The sequence below is a fragment of the Brevibacterium sanguinis genome (assembly GCF_039528855.1).
In the GTDB taxonomy this organism is placed as follows: Bacteria; Actinomycetota; Actinomycetes; order Actinomycetales; family Brevibacteriaceae; genus Brevibacterium; species Brevibacterium sanguinis.
Window position 1 is genome coordinate 115,423 of the sequence record NZ_BAAAMB010000003.1, and the last position, 17,842, is coordinate 133,264.

Consider the following 17,842-nt stretch of genomic DNA (forward strand, 5'->3'; position numbering starts at 1 on the left):
TAGAATGGTCAACGTGCCACGTCCCGCAGTCACCCGCATGGTCGAGGACTACGTCACCCTCATCTGGAAGGCCTACGAATGGCCCGGAGGCCGTCCCGCCACGACGGATCTCGCCGAACAGCTGGGCGTGACCGCCTCGACGGTTTCGGCGAACCTCAAGAAGCTCGCGAAGGACGGCTACCTCGACTACGAGCCCTATGGGGCGATCGCCCTCACCCCGGCCGGGCGGGAGATCGCCGTCGAGATCGTCCGTCGGCACCGGATCGTCGAGACCTACCTCGTCGAGAAGCTCGGACTGAGCTGGGATCAGGTCCACGATGAAGCCGACCGCCTCGAGCATGCGGTCTCCGACCTCGTGCTCGAGCGGATGGATGCCGTGCTCGGCGGCCCCACCCGGGATCCGCACGGGGACCCGATCCCCGATGCCGACGGTCGCACCGAAGCGGCACCGAACCTCTCACTCGCCGAGGTGACTCCCGGTCGCGATGTCACCGTCGTCCGCGTCTCCGATCGCTCCCCCGAACTGCTGCGCTACCTGAAGGCCCGCGGCATCGTGCTCGGCACGGTTCTCCAGGTGACAGCCGTCAACCCGGCCGCCTCGGCGATCGGGGTGAGCATCGACGGAGTGCCCGTCGAACTCGCCCTCAGCGCCGCCGAGGCGATCCGGGTGGCATGGTGAGCAGACCTCAGCCCGCGGTCGCCGGAGCCTCAGCGGTCTCTCGCGTCGACTCGTCCCGGGAGGCCGGACCGCCTCGGCGCAGCTCTCCCCCGCGGGAGAGTCCGGCGATGACGAAGACGACGAGGCCGGCCAGGGTGACGAGCGCGCCGGCCCAGAGCGGGGAGGCGTAGCCGAGGCCCGCGGCGATCGTCAGTCCGCCGACCCAGGCGCCGAAGGCGTTGCCGACGTTGAACGCGGCGATGTTCGCGCCCGACCCGAGGGTCTGCGCCGTCCCCGAATGGTTCATGATGCGCATCTGCAGCGCCGGCACGGTGGCGAAGCCGAAGCCGCCCATGAGGAAGAGCGCGATGATCGTCGCCGGCTGCGAGCCTGCGACCTGCGAGAACACGGCGAGGATGACGACGAGGCCGATGAGCAGGGTGAGCAGAGTGGCACCGAGGCTCCGATCGGCGGCGCGCCCGCCGAGGAAGTTGCCGATGAAGAGTCCGACGCCGAAGAGGACGAGGAGCCACGGCACGGTCGAGGCGGCGAAGCCGGAGACGCCGGTGAGGGTGAACGCCATGTAGGTGAAGGCGCCGAACATGCCGCCGTAGCCGAGGACGGTGAGCAGGATCGAGGCCCACACCTGCGGCGTGCGGAAGATCCGGAACTCGCCGAGGATACTGCCGGTCGCGGTCGCGCGTCCGGCGTCCCTGGGGATGAGGGTGACGATGCCGACGAGGGCGATGATGCCGATGATCGCGATCGCCCAGAAGGTCGAGCGCCAGCCGGCGGCCTGGCCGAGGAACGTGCCGAGGGGAACGCCGAGGACGTTGGCGCTGGTGAGGCCCGCGAACATCATCGAGATGGCGGCGGCCTGCCGATTCGGGGCGACGAGTCCGGCGGCGACGACCGAGCCGATGCCGAAGAACGCGCCGTGGCAGAGGGCGGCGACGATGCGCCCGATCATCATCATCTCGTAGGTCGGGGCGAGGGCGGAGAGCGCGTTGCCGATGATGAAGAGGACCATGAGGCCGACGAGCGCGGTCTTGCGGTTGACCCTGGTCAGGGCGACGGTGATGAGGATGGCGCCGAGCGCGACGGCGAGGGCGTAACCGGAGATGAGGTAGCCGGCGACGGTCTCCGTGACGGCGAAGTCGGCGGCGACCTCGGGCAGCAGGCCCATGATGACGAACTCCGTGAGTCCGATTCCGAACCCGCCGATGGCGAGTGCGAGGAGCGCGAGTGGCATGAGGTGTCCTTCCGGAACGGTGGTCTGTGAGGTGCTTGTGCAATATGCGGCGTGTGCAGTAGTTGCAGACGCATGGAAATAAATACTTGCACACGCGGTCTATCGGCGCAAGTGGTGTATCATAGGGAGATCGAGATTGCGAGGAGGAACACATGGGCATCAGGGACGACGCCGTGGAGATCCGCGCCCGCGGCTGGCGCACCCTGGCCGCGCTCCACGGCCTCATCGACACCCGGCTCGAGAAGAGCCTGCAACGCGAACACGAGCTCTCCGTCGTCGAGTTCACCGTGCTCGACGCCCTGAGCAGGCAGGACGGATGGCATATGCGGATGAGTCAGCTCGCCCGAGCGGCGGCGCTCTCGAGCAGCGCGACGACGCGGCTCGTCACGCGCCTCGAGGATCGGGGGCTGCTCACCCGCATCCTCTGCGCCGATGACCGGCGCGGCATCTACACCGAGCTCACACCGGCGGGGGAGAAGCTGCTCCTCGCCGCGCACCCGACCCATGACCGGGTGCTCGAGGAGACCCTCGCCGAAGCCCGCGAGATGCCCGAACTCGAACCGCTCGTCACCGCGCTCTACGCAGAGGCCCCGGCCGCTGCGAGGTAGGCGGCGGTGAGGCCGGCCGCTGCGCCGGCACCGTTGGCCGTGGAGCCGGCAGCAGCGGCGCCCTGGGCGGCGAGGTCCGTGGGGGTTCCCTTCGCGACGATCGACCCGCCGTCCGTGCCGGCCCCGGGTCCGAGGTCGACGATCCAGTCGACGACGCGCAGCGTGCGCAGATCGTGATCGGCGATGACGACTGTGTTCCCGGCATCGACGAGCCGCTGGAGCTGACCGATGAGCATGTCGATGTCGGCCGGGTGGAGACCCGTCGTCGGCTCGTCGAGGATGTAGAGGCTGCGCCCCCGCGATGACCGGTGGAGTTCGGAGACGAGCTTGATCCGCTGCGCCTCTCCGCCGGAGAGGGTCGGCGCGCTCTGCCCGAGGCTGACATAGCCGAGTCCGATGTTCTGCAGCAGGGTGAGGATCGTCGTCGCCACCGGCACCTCGGCGAGGAAGTCCGCGGCCTCATCGACGGTCATCGCGAGCACATCGGCGATCGTCCGGTCGCGGTAGGTGACCTCGAGGGTCTCGGGGTTGTAGCGCTTGCCGTGGCATTCCGGACACGGCGCCGTCTCCGTCGGCATGAAGAGGAGCTCGATGCTCACGACTCCGTCGCCGAGGCAGACCGGGCACCGTCCCTCCGGCTGATTGAACGAGAACCGCCCGACCCCGAACCCGCGCTCCTTCGCCCCGGGCTGGGCCGCGAAGAGCCTGCGGACGCCGTCGAAGAGGCCGGTGTAGGTGGCCGGTGTCGACCGGGAGGTCCGCCCGATCGGCTTCTGGTCGACGACGATGATGCGCTCGAGGGCCTCGAGGCCGGACGTCGATCCCGTCGTCAGCTCATCGCTGCCGAGGTCCCAGACGGGCACCCCGTGGACGAGTTCGTCCCCGATCTCGACTGCGGCCGGATTGCGCTCCTCATCAGCTGCGACCTCGGCCGAGTCGAGGCGGGCCCGGATGGCATCGGCCAGGGCCGTGAGCACGGAGGTCTTCCCGGAGCCCGAGACTCCCGTGATCGCCGAGAGCGCGTGGAGCGGCAGCCGGACGTCGATGCCGGTGAGGTTGTGTCCGGTGACGTCGCGGAGCTCGACCCAATCGGTGAGCTGCCGCGCCCCCGACCCGCCTGGCGGAAGCGGAGGCGCAGCGCCGAGGTAGCGGGCAGTGACCGAGTCGGCCACCTCGGCGAGACCGGCCGACGGTCCGTTGAAGAGCACCTCACCCCCGTACCGACCGGCTCCGGGACCGAGGTCGACGATCCAATCGGCGGCGCGGACGACCTGCGCGCTGTGCTCGACGACGAAGACGGTGTTGCCGTCGTCCTTGAGCCGTGTGAGGGCGGTCAGCAGGAGCTCGAGGTCGGCGGGATGGAGACCGGCCGAGGGTTCGTCGAGCACGTAGAGGACGCCGAAGAGGCCGCTGCGCAGCTGCGTGGCCAGGTGGAGGCGCTTGAGCTCACCGCTCGAGAGCGTCGAGGTGGGGCGGGCGACTTCGAGATAGCCGAGGCCGAGGTCGACCATCGTGCCCAGCTGGCTGATCAGGGCGTCGATGAGCGCCTGCGCGGCCTGGTGGCGTTCGACGGAGAGCTCGGTCGTCGCCGGATGGGTGCGGGCGGCTTCGAGGAAGGAGACGAGACCGGTGAGGGGAAGTCGGGCCGCCTCGGCGATGTCGATGCCGGCGATCGTCACGGCGAGGGCTTCGGGGTTGAGCCGTTTGCCGTGGCAGGTCGGGCAGAGCTTGTCGGTCATGAAGGACGCGGCCTTCGCCCGCATCCGCGCCGACGGCGAGTCGGCGAAGGTGTGCTCGACCCAGCGCTTGGGGCTCATGTACGTGCCCTTGTAGCCCTCCTCGACGACGATGGTGGGCCGGTCGCTGGTCGTGAGCACCCACTCCCGGGTGTCGGCGGGCAGGGAGTCGAACGGGACGGTGATGTCGATGCCGAGGTCGCGGAGGACGCGCCGGTTGTTCTTCCCGCCGAAGGCCCCCGGCCACGCGACGATCGCGCCGTCGTCGATGCTCAGGTGGGGATCGCCGACGAGGAGGTCCTCGTCGACCTGGAGGAGACGCCCCATGCCGGAGCAGGTGCGGCATGCGCCGACTGCGGTGTTCGGGGAGAAGCTGTCGGAGTCCAGCGGTGCGGCGTCCCGGGGGAACTTGCCGGCGAGATCGGCAGGACGGTAGCCCTCGGGGTAGGTGCCGGACCGTGAGTAGAGCATGCGGAGGACGTTGGAGACCCGGGAGACGGTGCCCACGGTCGAGCGGGTGCTGCCGGACTGCTGCTGTCGGAGGGCGACGGCCGGCGGCAGACCCGTGATGAGGCGGACCCGCGGGGGCGAACCCTGGTCGATGAGGCGCCGGGCGTAAGGGGCGACGGATTCGAGGTAGCGCTGCCGCGAGTGCGTGTAGATCGTGCCGAAGGCCAGCGAGGACTTGCCCGAACCGGAGATGCCGGTGAAGGCGACGACGGTGTCGCGGGGGATGTCGATGTCGATGTCGCGGAGGTTGTGCTCGTGGGCGCCGCGAACCGCGATGTGCCCGGGAACGACGTCGCGTTCGTCCATGTCAGCGTCCTTTCCGTCATATTCGCGCCGTCGCCGTCACGGCGGCGGTGTCGGCGGCTTTCCATCATGCCATCGGCACTCGATCATGCCATCGGCGGAGGTGACCCGGACATGCGACAGGCCGGTGGCGGGATCGCCACCGGCCTGAGGCGGTGCCGCAAAGGGCAGTGCCGTCAGGGGTCAGGAGTTCTCGTCGCGTTCCTTGTCCGCCTGGGACAGATCGCTTGCGGCGACGGAGCGAACCTCCTCGGAGTCACCTTCGCGGGTGAGGTCTCCGGCTTCGGAGGCGACCCACGCGCTCGTCTCACCGTCGCGGCCGCCGGACTGGCGCAGCACACTGGCGGCGACCGAACGCTGCTCCTCGGTGGAGTTGGGGTCGTCCATGATGCGGGCGGCTTCGGAAGCGGTGACGGAACCGGATTCGTTGGTGTTCTCGGACATGTGCAGACCTTTCTCGACAGTGGGGCGATACCCCGTGGCGCGATGGGTCGGGCCCCGTTGGATGGAAGTTCAGTCTGGCACCGCCCGGTACGACTGTCCACCCCGAATGGCGACAAACATCATTGTCAGCTGGCATTGCCGCCGATGACAGGCCCGCCCTGGACACCGCCGCCGATCACTGCGCGAGCGCCCACCGTCCGCATGACGGTGGGCGCTCAGGTGTCGGGACCCGCCGCAGACCAGTCAGCGCGGCACGGTCGGGCTCGCCGCGGGGTCAGGGGTGGACGCGGATGAGGTGCTCGTTGGTGAACGCGCGCAGCGCCCACTCGGCGTTCTCGCGCCCGTAGCCGGAGCGGTTGATGCCGCCGAACGGGTACTCCGGACCGGATTCCATGTGCGAGTTGACGAAGCTCATGCCGGCGTTGATCCGGGCGGCGAAGCGCTCGCCCTTCTCGAGGTCGTCCGTCCACACCGAGCTCATCAGCCCGTAGTCGGAGTGGTTGGCGATGCGCAGCGCGTCCTCCTCGTCCTTCGCCCGGTAGATCATCACCGCCGGTCCGAAGAGCTCGTTGCAGCCGAGATCGGAGTCCGGGTCGATGTCGGTGAGCAGGGCCGGCGACATGAACCAGCCGGGACGGTCGAGCTTCTGGCCTCCGGTGACCAGGGTCGAGCCGTCCTCGACGGACTTCTGGATCCGCTCGACGATCTCATCGCGGGCGCTCTCCGACGACAGCGGTCCCATGCCCACCTCGGGATCATCGAAGGTCGAGACCTTCGTCGCCTCGACGGCCTTCTTCGCCTCGGCGACGAACTCGTCGTAGAGCTCGTCGACGACGATGAAGCGCTTCGGTGAGGTGCACACCTGGCCCGCGTTCGTCAGGCGGATGCCGACGACCTTCTTCGCCAGCGCCGGGACGTCGGTCGAGTCGAGGACGACGAGGGGATCGTTGCCGCCGAGCTCGAGGACGGAGCGCTTGAGGTACTTCGCCGCGATTCCCGCGACGGAGGCGCCGGCGGCCTCGGAGCCGGTGAGCGAGAAGCCCTTGACCCGCGGATCCTTGAGCACCTCCTCGGCGTGGGAGCTGTCGAGGTAGATGTTCTGGTACACGCCGACCGGCAGGCCCGCCTCGACGAGGAGGTCGGCGAAGTACTGGGAGGACTTCGGACAGATCGACGCCTGCTTCATGATGATCGCGTTCCCGACGACGAGGTTGGGGATGACGAAGCGGGCGATCTGGTTGTACGGGAAGTTCCACGGCATGATGCCGAGCAGCACGCCGAGGGGGTCGTGGCGGACGTAGCTGCGGGCGGCTCCGGCAGACGGCAGCTCCGTGGGATTGAGGTGCATGTGGGCGTGATCGGCGAACCAGCGGGCGGTGCGGGCGACCTTGTCGACCTCGGCGAGGCCCTGCTGCTTCGGTTTGCCCATCTCCCGACCGATGATGTCGGTCATCTCGTCGGCATTGGCGTCGACGAGGTCGGCGAACCGACGGAGGATCGCCGAGCGTTCGATGAGCGGGGTGTCCTTCCACGCGGTGAAGGCGTCATGACCGCGGTCGATGTAACCGGGAATCTCCCCGACGGGAACCGAGGGGAATTCCTCCTCCAGCTCACCGGTGTTGGCGTTGGTGACAGCGAATCTGCTCATGGGGATGTCCTTTCGCATGTGGGAGTCGTGGTCAGTGTCGAGCGTAGACCTGTCAGCGGAACGCATCGTGTGCGGGTCCCATTCCTGAGATTCCCGAATGATGGGATGCGCGCCGAGGTGGGGGCCGGGTGCACGGGGAGTTCCGACGAGCGGTGGGGGTTCCCGTGGGTCGAGGCCGAACGTAAGGTGGCTGGCATGGAGAGAGTGACCGGAATCGGCGGATACTTCATGCGTGCCCGTGACCCCGAGGCGTTGTCCGCGTGGTATCAGGACATGCTCGGCATCGACATGACGGACGGGGTGTGGCGTCAGGCGGCGGGACCGACGGTGGTCGCGGCGTTCGAGGACGAGACCGACTACTTCGGGTCACGGCCCGATGGTGTCGATCGGCAGCAGACGATGCTCAACTTCCGAGTGGACGATCTCGATGCGATGCTCGAGCAGCTGCAGGCCGCCGAGGCGGACGTCGTCGATGAGATCCAGGAGATGGAGGGCATCGGACGCTTCGGGTGGGTGACCGATCCCGAAGGCAACCGGATCGAACTGTGGGAGCCTGCCCCGGGAGCGGAGTTCCCGCAGAGTTCGGAGAAGCTCTGATGACGGTGCGATACTCCTCCTGGCCGAGTGCCTGCACAGCCCACTGGGCTCCTGCACGGCCCACGGAGCTTCGGTCCCGGTCAGAACGGGGGCGGATCGCATGTCGGGTCGTGGTCCCAGATCCTCTCATCTGAGCCTCCACCGAAGGTCTGAGGGTATTCGAGTGGCTCGTCGGGGCCGATGACGCCGTCATCGGTGAACGTCTCATTGCCCGGGAAATGCTCGGCCACCGCCTCGGCGATCCTCGTGTCGAAGTAGGCGCACGGCGTCGACGATCGGGCTCGCCATCTCCGCTCCGCCTGCAGCTGTCCGGGATCGGGTTCGTCGCGACGGGGTCTGCGAACGGTGGGGCCTGGTGGCAGTGCCTTCATCGTGAGCAGATCGGATCCCGGCGGGAGGCTCTTCTGGTGGCCGATCTCGTTCCAGTCGATCTCATTCCAATGGAGCGCCTGCCAGAGCCGGCGTCTGCGCCGAGCGGCTTCGGAGCGGGCGATGGCGTCCTTCATCGCCGTCTGCCGAGCGGCCTCGTCCGCGACCCGACTGTTTTCGGCCTCCCACTCGGCGATCTGCGCCTCGGTGGGCATGACCTCGACGATCGCGGACTCGTCGGGCACCGCATGGTCCGGCACGGCTCGTCGCAGCGGCTTCTCCCGGAGGAGTTCGCAGAGTTCGATCGCCTGCGCCGCATTGATCGGCTGGTCGGGTGCTGTCACCGTGGTCATGAGGCCGTGCCCGAATTGGTAGTCGACGGCCGGGGTCGCCGACCCCCGGTCCGCCATGCGCACCGAGTATCGCCGGGCGGTCTTGAGCGCGTGGTCCTTCTTGCACAGGGGATGGAGGTTGCCGAATCGCGTCAGCCCGCCGTGGCTCGGGTCGTCGTGATTGAAGGGGTCGACATGGTCGATCTCAGACTTCTCCGCTGTTCTCCGACAGCCTGGCACGGTGCACATCATCCATTGGGAGATGAGCGTCCTTCTCACCTGCTGGGGAATCGCATACGTCTTCGCCTGGGCGTTGATCGGAGTGCCCGTGGCCGGGTCCGTGAGGATGCGCGTGAGCGTGGGTGAGCCGGCGGCGATGCGACGCGCCGTCTCCGCGGGGATCGGAGAGCCGTCGGGCAGGACGCCGGGAAGGTTCGAGTCTCCGAGGAGCGACATGAGCGGAAGCGTGACGACGAGTCCTGCCTGATTGCGGATCCAGTGCGGACCCGTCGGCATGGAGACGTCGATGAAATACTCCCGTGGCACGGGATGTGGCTGCGGACCGGGGAAGAAGGCCGAACCCGGGCTGCCCGGACTGCAAGACACAGGTGTGCCGTCGCGCGACTCGCGGCTGGTGTCCGGGCTTGTGCTGGTGCGCGGATCGCCGGGCGCATACGTGTGGGCGGGCGGACTGTTGTCGCCGCCGGTGCGCGGATCCGCGACGGAGGGTCTATCGCCCGTGGCGGTCGGGTCAGCGGTCGTATTCCGATCTGGGGCCGCTGGGGGATCGAGAAGATCCGTGAGGCCGGAGATGCTCCGCTCGTCAGCGGAGAACAGCGGCTCTCCGGTGTCATCGAGCATCGAGGCCGACCGTTCGCTTTCGATCCCCGTCACCGGGTCGAGCTCTCGCACCCGGATGCGCAGCTTCGGCTGGGGGCGGAGCAGGATGTCGCACATGAGGGCGTTGATGTCGCGTTCATCGATGATCTCGATCCGCGATGGGAGCCCGAAGGTGTTCGTCTGACCGGCATGGATCGCCCTCGCCATCGCCTGGACGCGGGCGAAGCAGGCATGGATCTCGTCCGCGGGTCCGTTCACCATGAGGCAGGCCGAACCGTCGGAGAATGTTTCGACGCTGACGCGGCGCCGTTCGGCGGCCACCTCGGCGCGGTCGGCCGGTGTCTGGAGCAGATTGATCTTCTTGCGCAGCGATGCGCGCAGGGTGTCGGAGGTGATGTCGGCTCGACGGGTTGCGAGATGGTCGTCGAGCTCAGGCAGATGCCTGAAGGCCACGGTCTGGCAGAGGTCGGCGACGGCGACGACCTGAGCGTGGGTGAACTGGCCGTCGAGGGCGCGAGCGGTGAATCGCGGGAGTCCGAAGATCAGGGTCATCGACTGGGTGAAGTGCCGATATGAGCGGGCGGTGGTCGTGCCGAGGATCGTCGATGTCTCAGCGACGTGTTCGCTGCGCACATGGTCGTGCACCCACGCCGCGAAGGTCGTGTCGAGCGAGAAGTGGAGGAAGTCGGGCAGTGCGGGGGTCTCGTCTCCGTCTCCATCGGCGCCCTCCGGTTCGCCGCCTGCGCCCGTGGTGGCACGCGAGACCGATTCCGAGAGTGACGCGAACCTGTATGGTTCGCCGTCGCCTGGCGCGGGAAGGTCGAGGTCGGCAGCGGCCTCGCCGAGGATGATTCCGGCGGTGAGCTCGAAGACCGTCATCTGAGCACGATCGACGGCCGCCGATGCCTGAGCGAAATCCGTGATGCTCGACCCGACGCGCAGCGTGTAACGGGAGTTGCCCGAAGACGGGGAGTCATTGCCCGACGACGGGGAGACGGGGGACTCAGTGAGAGAATCGGGCGATCCAGTGGCGCGCGCAGGTGAGTGTGCGTCGATGTCGGGGACATCGGCGGGGATCGGATCATCGTGACTGCTCGGGGGAGCAGTGGTGCCGCGCATTGTGTTTCACCTGCCTCAGACAACAGTGTCGGGGAAGAGTGGTGCCACGAATCAATGGAACGAACTAGTACATCAATAGTAACGAATTAGTAGAGTCAAAGTCAACTCTCGATTCGAAATCCATTCGAAGTATTTTTCATCTCAATCCCATCAGATTTCCTCTTTGTCCTCCAATGATGGCATTCGGCACTGACACGAGAGTGCGCTGATTCGAACCGCGGCAAAGATCTGACTCGGGGTCCGTGGACGAACGAGGGCATCGATGCACCCTCTCGCCGCGGGCTTTCTCACGTTCCCGGAGCGTTCCCGGGCGGTCGCCGCGCAGGAAGGGACCGACGCTGCGACCACGACCGGCCGATGAAGGGCTGCGGGCAGGGAAAGATGACCCGCGAGGCGGCTCACCGCTCCTCGTCGATGCCGCCCCTCGCGGCGCACGCAGCCTCAGCGCGCTCAGCCTCCGAACGTGTAGTCCCACCGGGCGCGATCCCGGGGCGCGCAGAGTCACCGGACGCAGCCTGGGCGCACTCAACCCCAACGGTCGCGGACGCAGGCCGCTCAGGCTCACCGGATGCAGCCTCGGCGCACTCAACCTCACCGGTCGCACCCCTGGAACACGCACCCTCACCGGACGCGGACTCAGCAATTGATGGCGTGGGGGCGGTCACCTCGGCGAGGGGCTGCCGCCCAACCGCACGCCAGCGGCGTTCGACGCGGATCGCGATGCCGGCGACGAGGAGGGCGGTGAGGGCGAGGAGGATTGCGACGATGACCGGTGCCCGGAATCCCCAGCCGAGGGCGATGACCGCCGCCCCGGCGGCGGGTCCGAGCGCATTGCCGACATTGAACGCCGAGGTGTTGACGCTGGCCGCCAGGGTCGGCGCTTCGGTCGCGATCTGGAACACTCGGGCGTTGAGGGCGCCGGCGATCGAGAAGCCGCTGGCCCCGACGAGGACCATCGCCACGATCGCCGCCCAGCCCACGTCGGCGACGAGCCATAGCGCGAACAGGCTGAGCGCGAGCGCGGTGAGGCTGCCGACGATGTTGCCGAAGACGGTGCGGTCGGCGAGGCGGCCGCCGATGACGACCCCGATGAACGCGCCGACGCCGAAGGCCGCGAGCACGCCGGGGACGAGGTCGTGCGAGAGTCCGGCGACCTGGGTGAGGAGCGGGGAGAAGTACGAGAAGGCGGCGAACACGGAGGCTTGGAAGAGGGCCGTCGTGCCGAGTGCGAGCCAGATCCGCGGGCCCCGGAACGCGACGAGCTCGGCGCGGATGAGCGTCGGGAGGTGGATGTCCGCGCGATGGTCCTCGACGGTCGCGGGGTCGTCGGCGCCGGCTGCGGCAACGCCGGCGCCGTGTGCCGTGCGGCCGCTCATGCCGTTCGCTGTCGCTCGCGGGCGGGTGGCGAAGGCGATGAGGATCGCGGCGAGCGCGGTGACGACGGCGACGGCCCAGAAGGTCGCGCGCCAGCCGAACTGCGTGCCGATCCACGTGCCCATCGGGACGCCGACGAGGTTCGCCACAGTGAGTCCGCCGACGAGGCTCGCGAGCGCCCGGCCGTGCACGGCGGGAGGCGAGATCCGCGTCGTGTGCACGGCGGCAACCGCCCAGAACCCACCGCACGCGATCGCGGAGAGGACGCGGCTGATCATGAGAACGGTGTAGTCGGGGGCAACAGCGCCGAGGATGTGGAGCGCTGAGAAGGCGACGATCGTGATGATCATCGTCGCCCGACGCGGAAGCTTGAGGGTGAGCAGGGCCATCGCGGGCGCCCCGACGATCATGCCGACGGCGAATCCCGTGATGAGGAGCCCGGCCTGCGGGATCGAGATGGCGAGGTCGGCGCTGATCGGCTCGAGGATGCCCGCGATCATGAACTCCGAGGTGCCGAGGCAGAAGATCACCGCGGCGAGCAGGTAGACCTGGGCGGGAACACGCGGTTTCGGCCCGGGGGCGGAGGGCGCGGTGGAGGGCCCGGAGGCGTGTCCGGGGGCGGAGGCAGAGCCTGGGGCAACCTCAGCGGAGGCGCGGTCCGGGGTCGTCATGCTGTCCTGCTTTCGGTCGGCGGAGAGTCGTGCGGTCAGTGGCGCGCTTTGCGGCCGGTGGAGTCTCCTGTGGTCGGTGGAGCGTCGTTCGGTCGGCAGCGCGTCCGGGAGTCGGTGGAGCGTCGTTCGGTCGGCAGCGCGTCCAGGAGTCGGTGGAGCGTCGTTCGGTTGGCAACGGGGCGGGGCACATCACGCAGCACGGACATACCTCCCTTATCAGTGGGGTCAGGCCTTATCGGTGGGGTCAGGTGGACGAGGGCAGCGGCACCGGGGTCGCCGCGGCAAGGGCCGTCACGCCGTCCGGGGTGCAGAGGCTTTCGACGAAGGTCCTGGCCTGGGCCTGGACGTTGTCGGCGGGCATGACGCGGGCGGAGACGCGGAGGCCGGCGAGCACGCTGTGGATGAGCTCGGCGGTGACGGCGGCATCGAGGTCCGGGCGGATGTGCCCCTCGGACTGACCGCGGTCGAGAAGCGCGCGATAGGTCGTCAGCCACGCGGCGCGGTCGGGGTCGAGGATCGTGCACACGGCGTCGACCTCCCGGCCGAGTTCGGCGGCGGTGTTCGCTGAGAGGCACCCGGTGCGCTTCTCATCGGCGCACTGCTGCGCCAGAGCCCCGCCGAGGCGCTCGACCACGAGCACCGGAACCGGCAGCGCGCTCGCGCCAAGGTGCTCGCGCAGCGGAATGCCCGTGGCTGTGTAGTCGCTGAGCGCGCGGAGGAAGACGGCGTCGAGGCTCTCGAACGTGTTGTAGAAGCTCGACCGCCCGATCCCGGCGCGCTCGCAGACGAGTCCGACGTCCGTTCCCGTGTACCCGTGTTCGCTGAACACGGCGATCGCGGCATCGATGACCGCCTGTTCGTCGAACGTCTTCTTCCTGCCCATGGGTCGAGCGTAGATCATTATGGACATTGGTGTCCAATAAAATTTCCCCAGCGCCGAGGCGGGTGTACCCTGACAGCGGATGTCGTCGTCATCGTTGGCAGAGTTGACCGATCAGGCCTGTGACCTAGCAGGATGGTCGGCGAGCGGGGAGACGTGACGGCCAGATCGGACGGCACGAGTCGGGCGAGAGGAGACACGCGATGAGTTCGCTGAGCGCAGGTGAGAAGCAGGCGATGCGGGAGGACGACGCGAACTGGACGTTCGGCCTCCTCTATTTCTGTCCGCGTGATCCCGGCTTCCTCGTCCCGAAGAGATTCGGCGTCGGCTGGACGCTCAACTTCGGCAGCATCTGGACGCTCATCGCGCTCATCGTCATCGTTGCCGTCATCGTCTGGGGCGTCGCGTTCTGACCGGCCGCGCGCAGAGGTCCGCGCGCAGAGGTCGAGAAGCCGGGCCGCCTCGGCGCTCTCTGCGTCAGCACCGTGGGCTACGGTGGCGGCATGAGAGGGGACGGGCTGCTCAAGGTCTGCGTCAACGGTTCGCGGACGCTTGCCGATCATCCACGGCTGTCGTCGGATGCCGGTGACATCGCTGCCGAGGCAGCCGCGGGAATCGCCGCTGGTGCCGCTGCGGTTCACGTCCATGCCAAGTCATCAGGCGGACGTGACAGTCTGCTCGGAACCGATGTCGGCCGAGTCCTCAGCGCCATCCGCTCGTCGTGCCCGGGAGTGCCCGTCGGCGTCACCACGGGAGCGTGGGCCGCGCCCGAAGCGTCCGAGCGGATCGCCGCGATCACCTCGTGGCGGGTCCTTCCCGACTTCGCGTCCGTGAACTGGCACGAAGACGGTGCCGACGAGGTGGCCGGAGCTCTCCTCGCGCATGGGATCGGGATCGAGGCCGGGATCTGGCATGAGCAGGGACTGACCGCCTGGGCCGCATCCCCTCACCGGTCGTCGTGCCTGAGAGCGCTCATCGAGATCCAGCCCGACGAGCTGCTGCCGGTCGACAGCGTCGCCGAGCGGCTCATCGGCGGCGTGGAATCTCGCGAACCCGAGCTCCCGATCCTCCTCCACGGAGAGGGCACGACCGCGTGGCCGGTGCTCGACCTCGCCGCCGCCTGGGGGTATGCCACCCGCATCGGGCTCGAGGACACGCTCGTGCTTCCCGATGGCCTGCCGGCCGAGAGCAACAGCGAGCTCGTCGCCGAGGCGGTGCGCCGACTCGCCTAGACGTGCGTTCCCGCGAGGTTGTCAACGCAGACGGATCGAAGCCGGCACTGAGCGGAGAAGGGGACGGGCCCGGTCGAACGGGTCCGCCGCCTACGCCTCGTCGGGCGAGTGCTGGAGGACGTGGTCGAGGACGGCGGCCTCGCTGATCTCGGCGTGCTTCGAGGCGGTGAGGAGGGTGACGGGACCCTTCTCCGCATACTCGCGCAGCGCCGCGAACGCCTCGGCGTGGTCATCATCGGCGAGCTCCGCACGGTAACGGCGGGAGAACTCCGCGAACTTCGCGGGATCGTGGGAGTACCACTTCCGCAGGCCCGTCGAAGGGGCGACGTCCTTCAGCCACTTGGTGAGGTCTGCGCGCTCCTTGCTCACTCCGCGCGGCCAGAGGCGATCGACGAGGATGCGCGCCCCGTCAGCGGGGCTCGGATCGTCATAGATGCGGCGGACATGGACAGGGTGCCCCTTCGCCATCGTGCTCTCCACCTTCCATCGTCGCTGGGCCACCCAGTTTAGCTCTCCGCGCCACCCGGCCGCTCCTCGTCATCGACCCTCCGACCTGGGAGAACACCGACCGTCGAGGGGCCTGGGCCGGGCCGGTGAGGGGGCGCGGATTCGTCGGCCCGAGTCCACCTCACGGCGGCTTTCGCCGCGTATACTGACCGACCAAGGACGATTGTCGTCCGACCTCGCACTGTCGGGGCTCGCGGAAGAGGAGACGATTCAGTGACAACGCAGTATGGAAACCCTCCGGACAGCACGAACCCGCAGCACGTCCTCGAGCCGCCGTCGCAGTCGGGCGTCTTCCTCGTCGTCACCGTCAGACCCGGTGCCGAGGACCACGTGCGCGACTTCTTCGGCGAGATCGGCGGCGTCATCCGCGCCGTCGGCTTCCGCGTCAAGGCGGCCGGCCTCAGCTGCGTGACCGGCATCGGCTCCGACCTCTGGGATCGTCTCTTCCCGCAGAAGCGCCCCGCGAAGCTCCACCCCTTCAAGGAGCTCAAGGGCGGCAAGCACGTCGCCCCGTCGACGCCCGGCGACCTCCTCTTCCACATCCGCGCGGACCGGACGGATATGAGCTTCGAACTCACCCGCCAGCTGATGAGCAAGCTCGAGGGCTACGTCGACGTCGTCGACGAGGTCCACGCGTTCCGCTACTTCGACCAGCGCGACATCCTCGGCTTCGTCGACGGCACCGCCAACCCCGAGGACCAGCTCGCCGTCGACACCGTCTTCGTCGGCGACGAGGACCCGGACTTCACCGGCAGCAGCTACGTCATCGTCCAGAAGTACATCCACGACCTGCCGAAGTGGAACTCGATCACCGTCGAGGAGCAGCAGGCGGCGTTCGGCCGCCACAAGCTCTCCGACATGGAGTTCCCCGACAAGGACAAGGCCCCCGACTCCCACATCGTGCTCAACACCATCACCGAACCCGATGGCACCGAGCGCAAGATCGTGCGCGACAACATGGTGTTCGGCTCCGTCGAGTCCGGCGAGTTCGGCACCTACTTCATCGGGTACGCCGCCGATCCGACGGTCACGGAGACGATGCTCGAACGGATGTTCTTGGGCGACGGCGACGCCACCCATGACCGGATCCTCGACTTCTCGACCGCGCTGACCGGCTGCCTCTTCTTCGTGCCCACCGCCGACTTCCTCGACAACCCCGCCTCGGTCCTCGGTTCGACCACGGAGTCGAGCTCCTCGGGCTCGAGCAGCGACCACAGCGGCGGGGCCGGCACAGCGCCGAACTGAACCGCACAGCTCCGCGCTGAACGGCAGGAGGGCCCAGTGGTGAGCGAGACTCCGACGGTGCGCCGGATCCTCCCCGGAGAATCCGCGCAGCTGAGCCTGCCCGCGGCCTTCGCCTTCCCGCAGGACCACGCGGACCCTGGGCAGTCCTGGGTGCGGGCGGTGTTCGTCGCCTCCGTCGACGGCGCCGCGACCGTGTCCGGGCGGGCCGGTGGCCTCGGCAACGCCACGGACCGGGCGGTCTTCGCTCTCAACCGCGCTCTCGCCGATGTCATCCTCGTCGGTGCCGGAACCGCCCGCACCGAGGAGTACGGACCCGCCGAGGACGACCCGCAGTGGCGTGCGCTGCGGGCCGGGCGCAGTGCGACCGCGCCGCTCGCCGTCGTCTCCGAGAGCCTTGCCCTCGACTTCACGGCACCGCTGTTCACCGACGCCCCGGCCGATGCCCGGACGATCATCCTCACGAGTGAGTCCTCCCCGCTGCCGGCACGGGAGAGAGCCGCCGAGGTCGCCGAGGTGATCGTCGCCGGCGTCGACGCCGTCGACTTCGGCCTCGCCCTCGATCAGCTGCGTCAGCGCGGCTTCCACCGGATCGTCTGCGAGGGCGGTCCGAGCGTCTTCGCCGAACTCATCCGCGCCGAATGCGTCGACGAACTCTGCCTCACTCGCTCCCCTGAGATCGTCGGCGGGACAGGCACCCGCATCGTCCACGGACCGACCTTCGACCCTCCGGTTCCCCTCGACCTCGCATCGGTGCTCGCCACCGACGACGGGTACCTCTTTCTCCTCTACAGATTCCCCGCAGACAGCCGTTCTCTCAGGAGCCGACCATGACCCAGGCCCCACAGTCCCCCGAACCCCCGCACGACCCCGAGGTCTCCGACCACCGTGATTCCCTGAATTCCCCCACCGAGGCGGCCGCCGCGCCGCCACCGGCCGACGGCGCGGAGATTGGGTCGCTCATCGGCGGCGTCTTCGGCCTCGTCTTCCTCATCGTCAACAGCGCCGGGTTCTCGACCGTCGGCCGCATCGGCGTCATCGTCCTCGGCATCGCGGCCTTCGCAGGGATCCTGGTCCTCGCCTTCCGCAGCCTCGGACGCCGCCGGGGACGGCCCCGACCGGCGGGAGCGAACCCGTTCTCCCGCAGCTACTGGATCATCGTCGCCGTCGAAGCGCTCGCTCTCTTCGGCGGAGCGAAGCTGCTCTCGGGACTCGGCTACCCGGAGCTCGGTGTCGCGTGGGTGGCCGTCGTCGTCGGCACGCACTTCTACGCGCTCGGGCACGTCTTCAAGCTCGGCCGCTTCCACGTCCTCGCCACCGTCGTCACGCTGCTCGGCGTCGCCGGATTCATCGCCTTCTTCGTCTCCGCCCCGGCATTCATTCCCGTGCTCGCCGGAGTCATTCCCGGCTTCGTCCTGCTCGCCTTCGCACTCTGGGCGCTCGCCCCCGCCGCCTCGGCGCCGGCCGCACGCGACGCGCAGCCCGCCTGAGGCCGACGCTCCCGCCAGAGGCCGCAATTT

General features: G+C 68.5%; 16 protein-coding genes. 8 read left to right on the top strand and 8 right to left on the bottom strand.

Annotated elements, in window-relative coordinates; genetic code table 11:
• The first annotated feature begins 13 nt into the window (after positions 1 to 13).
• Positions 14 to 679: a metal-dependent transcriptional regulator gene (locus ABD154_RS03050; protein ID WP_211978511.1), complete on the top strand. Its 666-nt coding sequence runs from the start codon at positions 14 to 16 to the stop codon at positions 677 to 679.
• A 7-nt stretch (positions 680 to 686) separates the two neighbouring features.
• On the opposite strand, the gene ABD154_RS03055 is transcribed toward ABD154_RS03050, so the two are convergent.
• Positions 687 to 1,910, bottom strand: a complete 1,224-nt coding sequence (locus tag ABD154_RS03055) for an MFS transporter (RefSeq protein WP_211978510.1) — start codon at positions 1,908 to 1,910, stop codon at positions 687 to 689.
• A 152-nt stretch (positions 1,911 to 2,062) separates the two neighbouring features.
• Here ABD154_RS03055 and ABD154_RS03060 point away from each other — a divergent pair, with 152 nt between their 5' ends.
• The gene (locus ABD154_RS03060) at positions 2,063 to 2,518 is read left to right on the top strand and encodes a MarR family winged helix-turn-helix transcriptional regulator (RefSeq protein WP_137824615.1); all 456 of its coding nucleotides are present in this window, start codon (positions 2,063 to 2,065) and stop codon (positions 2,516 to 2,518) included.
• Here the strand turns inward: ABD154_RS03060 and ABD154_RS03065 are convergent.
• The 3 genes from ABD154_RS03065 to ABD154_RS03075 all read right to left on the bottom strand — a co-directional run bounded on the left by ABD154_RS03065 (position 2,488) and on the right by ABD154_RS03075 (position 7,159).
• A complete protein-coding gene (locus ABD154_RS03065; protein WP_211978509.1) occupies positions 2,488 to 5,070 on the bottom strand; it encodes an excinuclease ABC subunit UvrA in 2,583 nt (860 codons plus the stop codon). The genes ABD154_RS03060 and ABD154_RS03065 overlap by 31 nt on opposite strands.
• A 180-nt stretch (positions 5,071 to 5,250) precedes the next feature.
• Positions 5,251 to 5,511 carry a hypothetical protein gene (locus ABD154_RS03070; RefSeq protein ID WP_198500101.1) on the bottom strand — a complete coding sequence of 87 codons (261 nt, stop codon included), beginning with the start codon at positions 5,509 to 5,511 and terminating at the stop codon, positions 5,251 to 5,253.
• 274 nt (positions 5,512 to 5,785) lie between these two features.
• Positions 5,786 to 7,159, bottom strand: a complete 1,374-nt coding sequence (locus tag ABD154_RS03075) for an NAD-dependent succinate-semialdehyde dehydrogenase (RefSeq protein WP_211978508.1) — start codon at positions 7,157 to 7,159, stop codon at positions 5,786 to 5,788.
• A 195-nt stretch (positions 7,160 to 7,354) separates the two neighbouring features.
• Here ABD154_RS03075 and ABD154_RS03080 point away from each other — a divergent pair, with 195 nt between their 5' ends.
• A complete protein-coding gene (locus tag ABD154_RS03080) occupies positions 7,355 to 7,756 on the top strand; it encodes a VOC family protein (RefSeq protein ID WP_211978507.1) in 402 nt (133 codons plus the stop codon).
• A gap of 80 nt (positions 7,757 to 7,836) precedes the next feature.
• Here ABD154_RS03080 and ABD154_RS03085 read toward each other — a convergent pair whose 3' ends face one another.
• From ABD154_RS03085 to ABD154_RS03095, 3 genes are all read right to left on the bottom strand, one after another.
• Positions 7,837 to 10,416 carry an HNH endonuclease signature motif containing protein gene (locus ABD154_RS03085; protein ID WP_344249961.1) on the bottom strand — a complete coding sequence of 860 codons (2,580 nt, stop codon included), beginning with the start codon at positions 10,414 to 10,416 and terminating at the stop codon, positions 7,837 to 7,839.
• Between the two features lie 398 nt (positions 10,417 to 10,814).
• Positions 10,815 to 12,461, bottom strand: a complete 1,647-nt coding sequence (locus ABD154_RS03090; RefSeq protein WP_344249963.1) for an MFS transporter — start codon at positions 12,459 to 12,461, stop codon at positions 10,815 to 10,817.
• A 244-nt stretch (positions 12,462 to 12,705) separates the two neighbouring features.
• Positions 12,706 to 13,344: a TetR/AcrR family transcriptional regulator gene (locus ABD154_RS03095; protein ID WP_344249965.1), complete on the bottom strand. Its 639-nt coding sequence runs from the start codon at positions 13,342 to 13,344 to the stop codon at positions 12,706 to 12,708.
• Between the two features lie 200 nt (positions 13,345 to 13,544).
• Between ABD154_RS03095 and ABD154_RS03100 the strand changes: the two genes are divergently transcribed.
• On the top strand, positions 13,545 to 13,754 hold the full coding sequence (locus tag ABD154_RS03100) for a DUF5808 domain-containing protein (RefSeq protein ID WP_344249967.1): 210 nt from the start codon (positions 13,545 to 13,547) through the stop codon (positions 13,752 to 13,754).
• Between the two features lie 90 nt (positions 13,755 to 13,844).
• Positions 13,845 to 14,573 (top strand): 3-keto-5-aminohexanoate cleavage protein, encoded by a 729-nt coding sequence (locus tag ABD154_RS03105; protein WP_344249969.1) that lies wholly within the window; start codon positions 13,845 to 13,847, stop codon positions 14,571 to 14,573.
• Between the two features lie 90 nt (positions 14,574 to 14,663).
• Here the strand turns inward: ABD154_RS03105 and ABD154_RS03110 are convergent, their stop codons facing one another.
• Positions 14,664 to 15,041: a DUF488 domain-containing protein gene (locus tag ABD154_RS03110; RefSeq protein ID WP_344249971.1), complete on the bottom strand. Its 378-nt coding sequence runs from the start codon at positions 15,039 to 15,041 to the stop codon at positions 14,664 to 14,666.
• Positions 15,042 to 15,293: 252 nt separating this feature from the next.
• Between ABD154_RS03110 and ABD154_RS03115 the strand changes: the two genes are divergently transcribed.
• The 3 genes from ABD154_RS03115 to ABD154_RS03125 are packed head-to-tail and all read left to right on the top strand — an operon-like array spanning position 15,294 to position 17,812.
• Entirely contained in the window at positions 15,294 to 16,325 is a 1,032-nt protein-coding gene (locus ABD154_RS03115) for a Dyp-type peroxidase (RefSeq protein WP_344249973.1), read from the top strand.
• 39 nt (positions 16,326 to 16,364) lie between these two features.
• Entirely contained in the window at positions 16,365 to 17,156 is a 792-nt protein-coding gene (locus tag ABD154_RS03120; protein ID WP_344249975.1) for a pyrimidine reductase family protein, read from the top strand.
• Positions 17,153 to 17,812, top strand: coding sequence for a hypothetical protein (locus ABD154_RS03125; protein WP_344249977.1), 660 nt, complete (start codon positions 17,153 to 17,155; stop codon positions 17,810 to 17,812). The genes ABD154_RS03120 and ABD154_RS03125 overlap by 4 nt, the downstream gene beginning before the upstream one ends.
• Positions 17,813 to 17,842 lie beyond the last annotated feature (30 nt).

What these genes read in the sequence shown, in the direction of transcription:
- ABD154_RS03055 (WP_211978510.1), bottom strand. Translation starts at nt 1,910, where the DNA reads ATGCCACTCGCGCTCCTCGCACTCGCCATCGGCGGGTTCGGAATCGGA.
- ABD154_RS03060 (WP_137824615.1), top strand. Translation starts at nt 2,063, where the DNA reads ATGGGCATCAGGGACGACGCCGTGGAGATCCGCGCCCGCGGCTGGCGC.
- ABD154_RS03065 (WP_211978509.1), bottom strand. Translation starts at nt 5,070, where the DNA reads ATGGACGAACGCGACGTCGTTCCCGGGCACATCGCGGTTCGCGGCGCC.
- ABD154_RS03070 (WP_198500101.1), bottom strand. Translation starts at nt 5,511, where the DNA reads ATGTCCGAGAACACCAACGAATCCGGTTCCGTCACCGCTTCCGAAGCC.
- ABD154_RS03075 (WP_211978508.1), bottom strand. Translation starts at nt 7,159, where the DNA reads ATGAGCAGATTCGCTGTCACCAACGCCAACACCGGTGAGCTGGAGGAG.
- ABD154_RS03080 (WP_211978507.1), top strand. Translation starts at nt 7,355, where the DNA reads ATGGAGAGAGTGACCGGAATCGGCGGATACTTCATGCGTGCCCGTGAC.
- ABD154_RS03085 (WP_344249961.1), bottom strand. Translation starts at nt 10,416, where the DNA reads ATGCGCGGCACCACTGCTCCCCCGAGCAGTCACGATGATCCGATCCCC.
- ABD154_RS03090 (WP_344249963.1), bottom strand. Translation starts at nt 12,461, where the DNA reads ATGACGACCCCGGACCGCGCCTCCGCTGAGGTTGCCCCAGGCTCTGCC.
- ABD154_RS03095 (WP_344249965.1), bottom strand. Translation starts at nt 13,344, where the DNA reads ATGGGCAGGAAGAAGACGTTCGACGAACAGGCGGTCATCGATGCCGCG.
- ABD154_RS03100 (WP_344249967.1), top strand. Translation starts at nt 13,545, where the DNA reads ATGAGTTCGCTGAGCGCAGGTGAGAAGCAGGCGATGCGGGAGGACGAC.
- ABD154_RS03105 (WP_344249969.1), top strand. Translation starts at nt 13,845, where the DNA reads ATGAGAGGGGACGGGCTGCTCAAGGTCTGCGTCAACGGTTCGCGGACG.
- ABD154_RS03110 (WP_344249971.1), bottom strand. Translation starts at nt 15,041, where the DNA reads ATGGCGAAGGGGCACCCTGTCCATGTCCGCCGCATCTATGACGATCCG.
- ABD154_RS03125 (WP_344249977.1), top strand. Translation starts at nt 17,153, where the DNA reads ATGACCCAGGCCCCACAGTCCCCCGAACCCCCGCACGACCCCGAGGTC.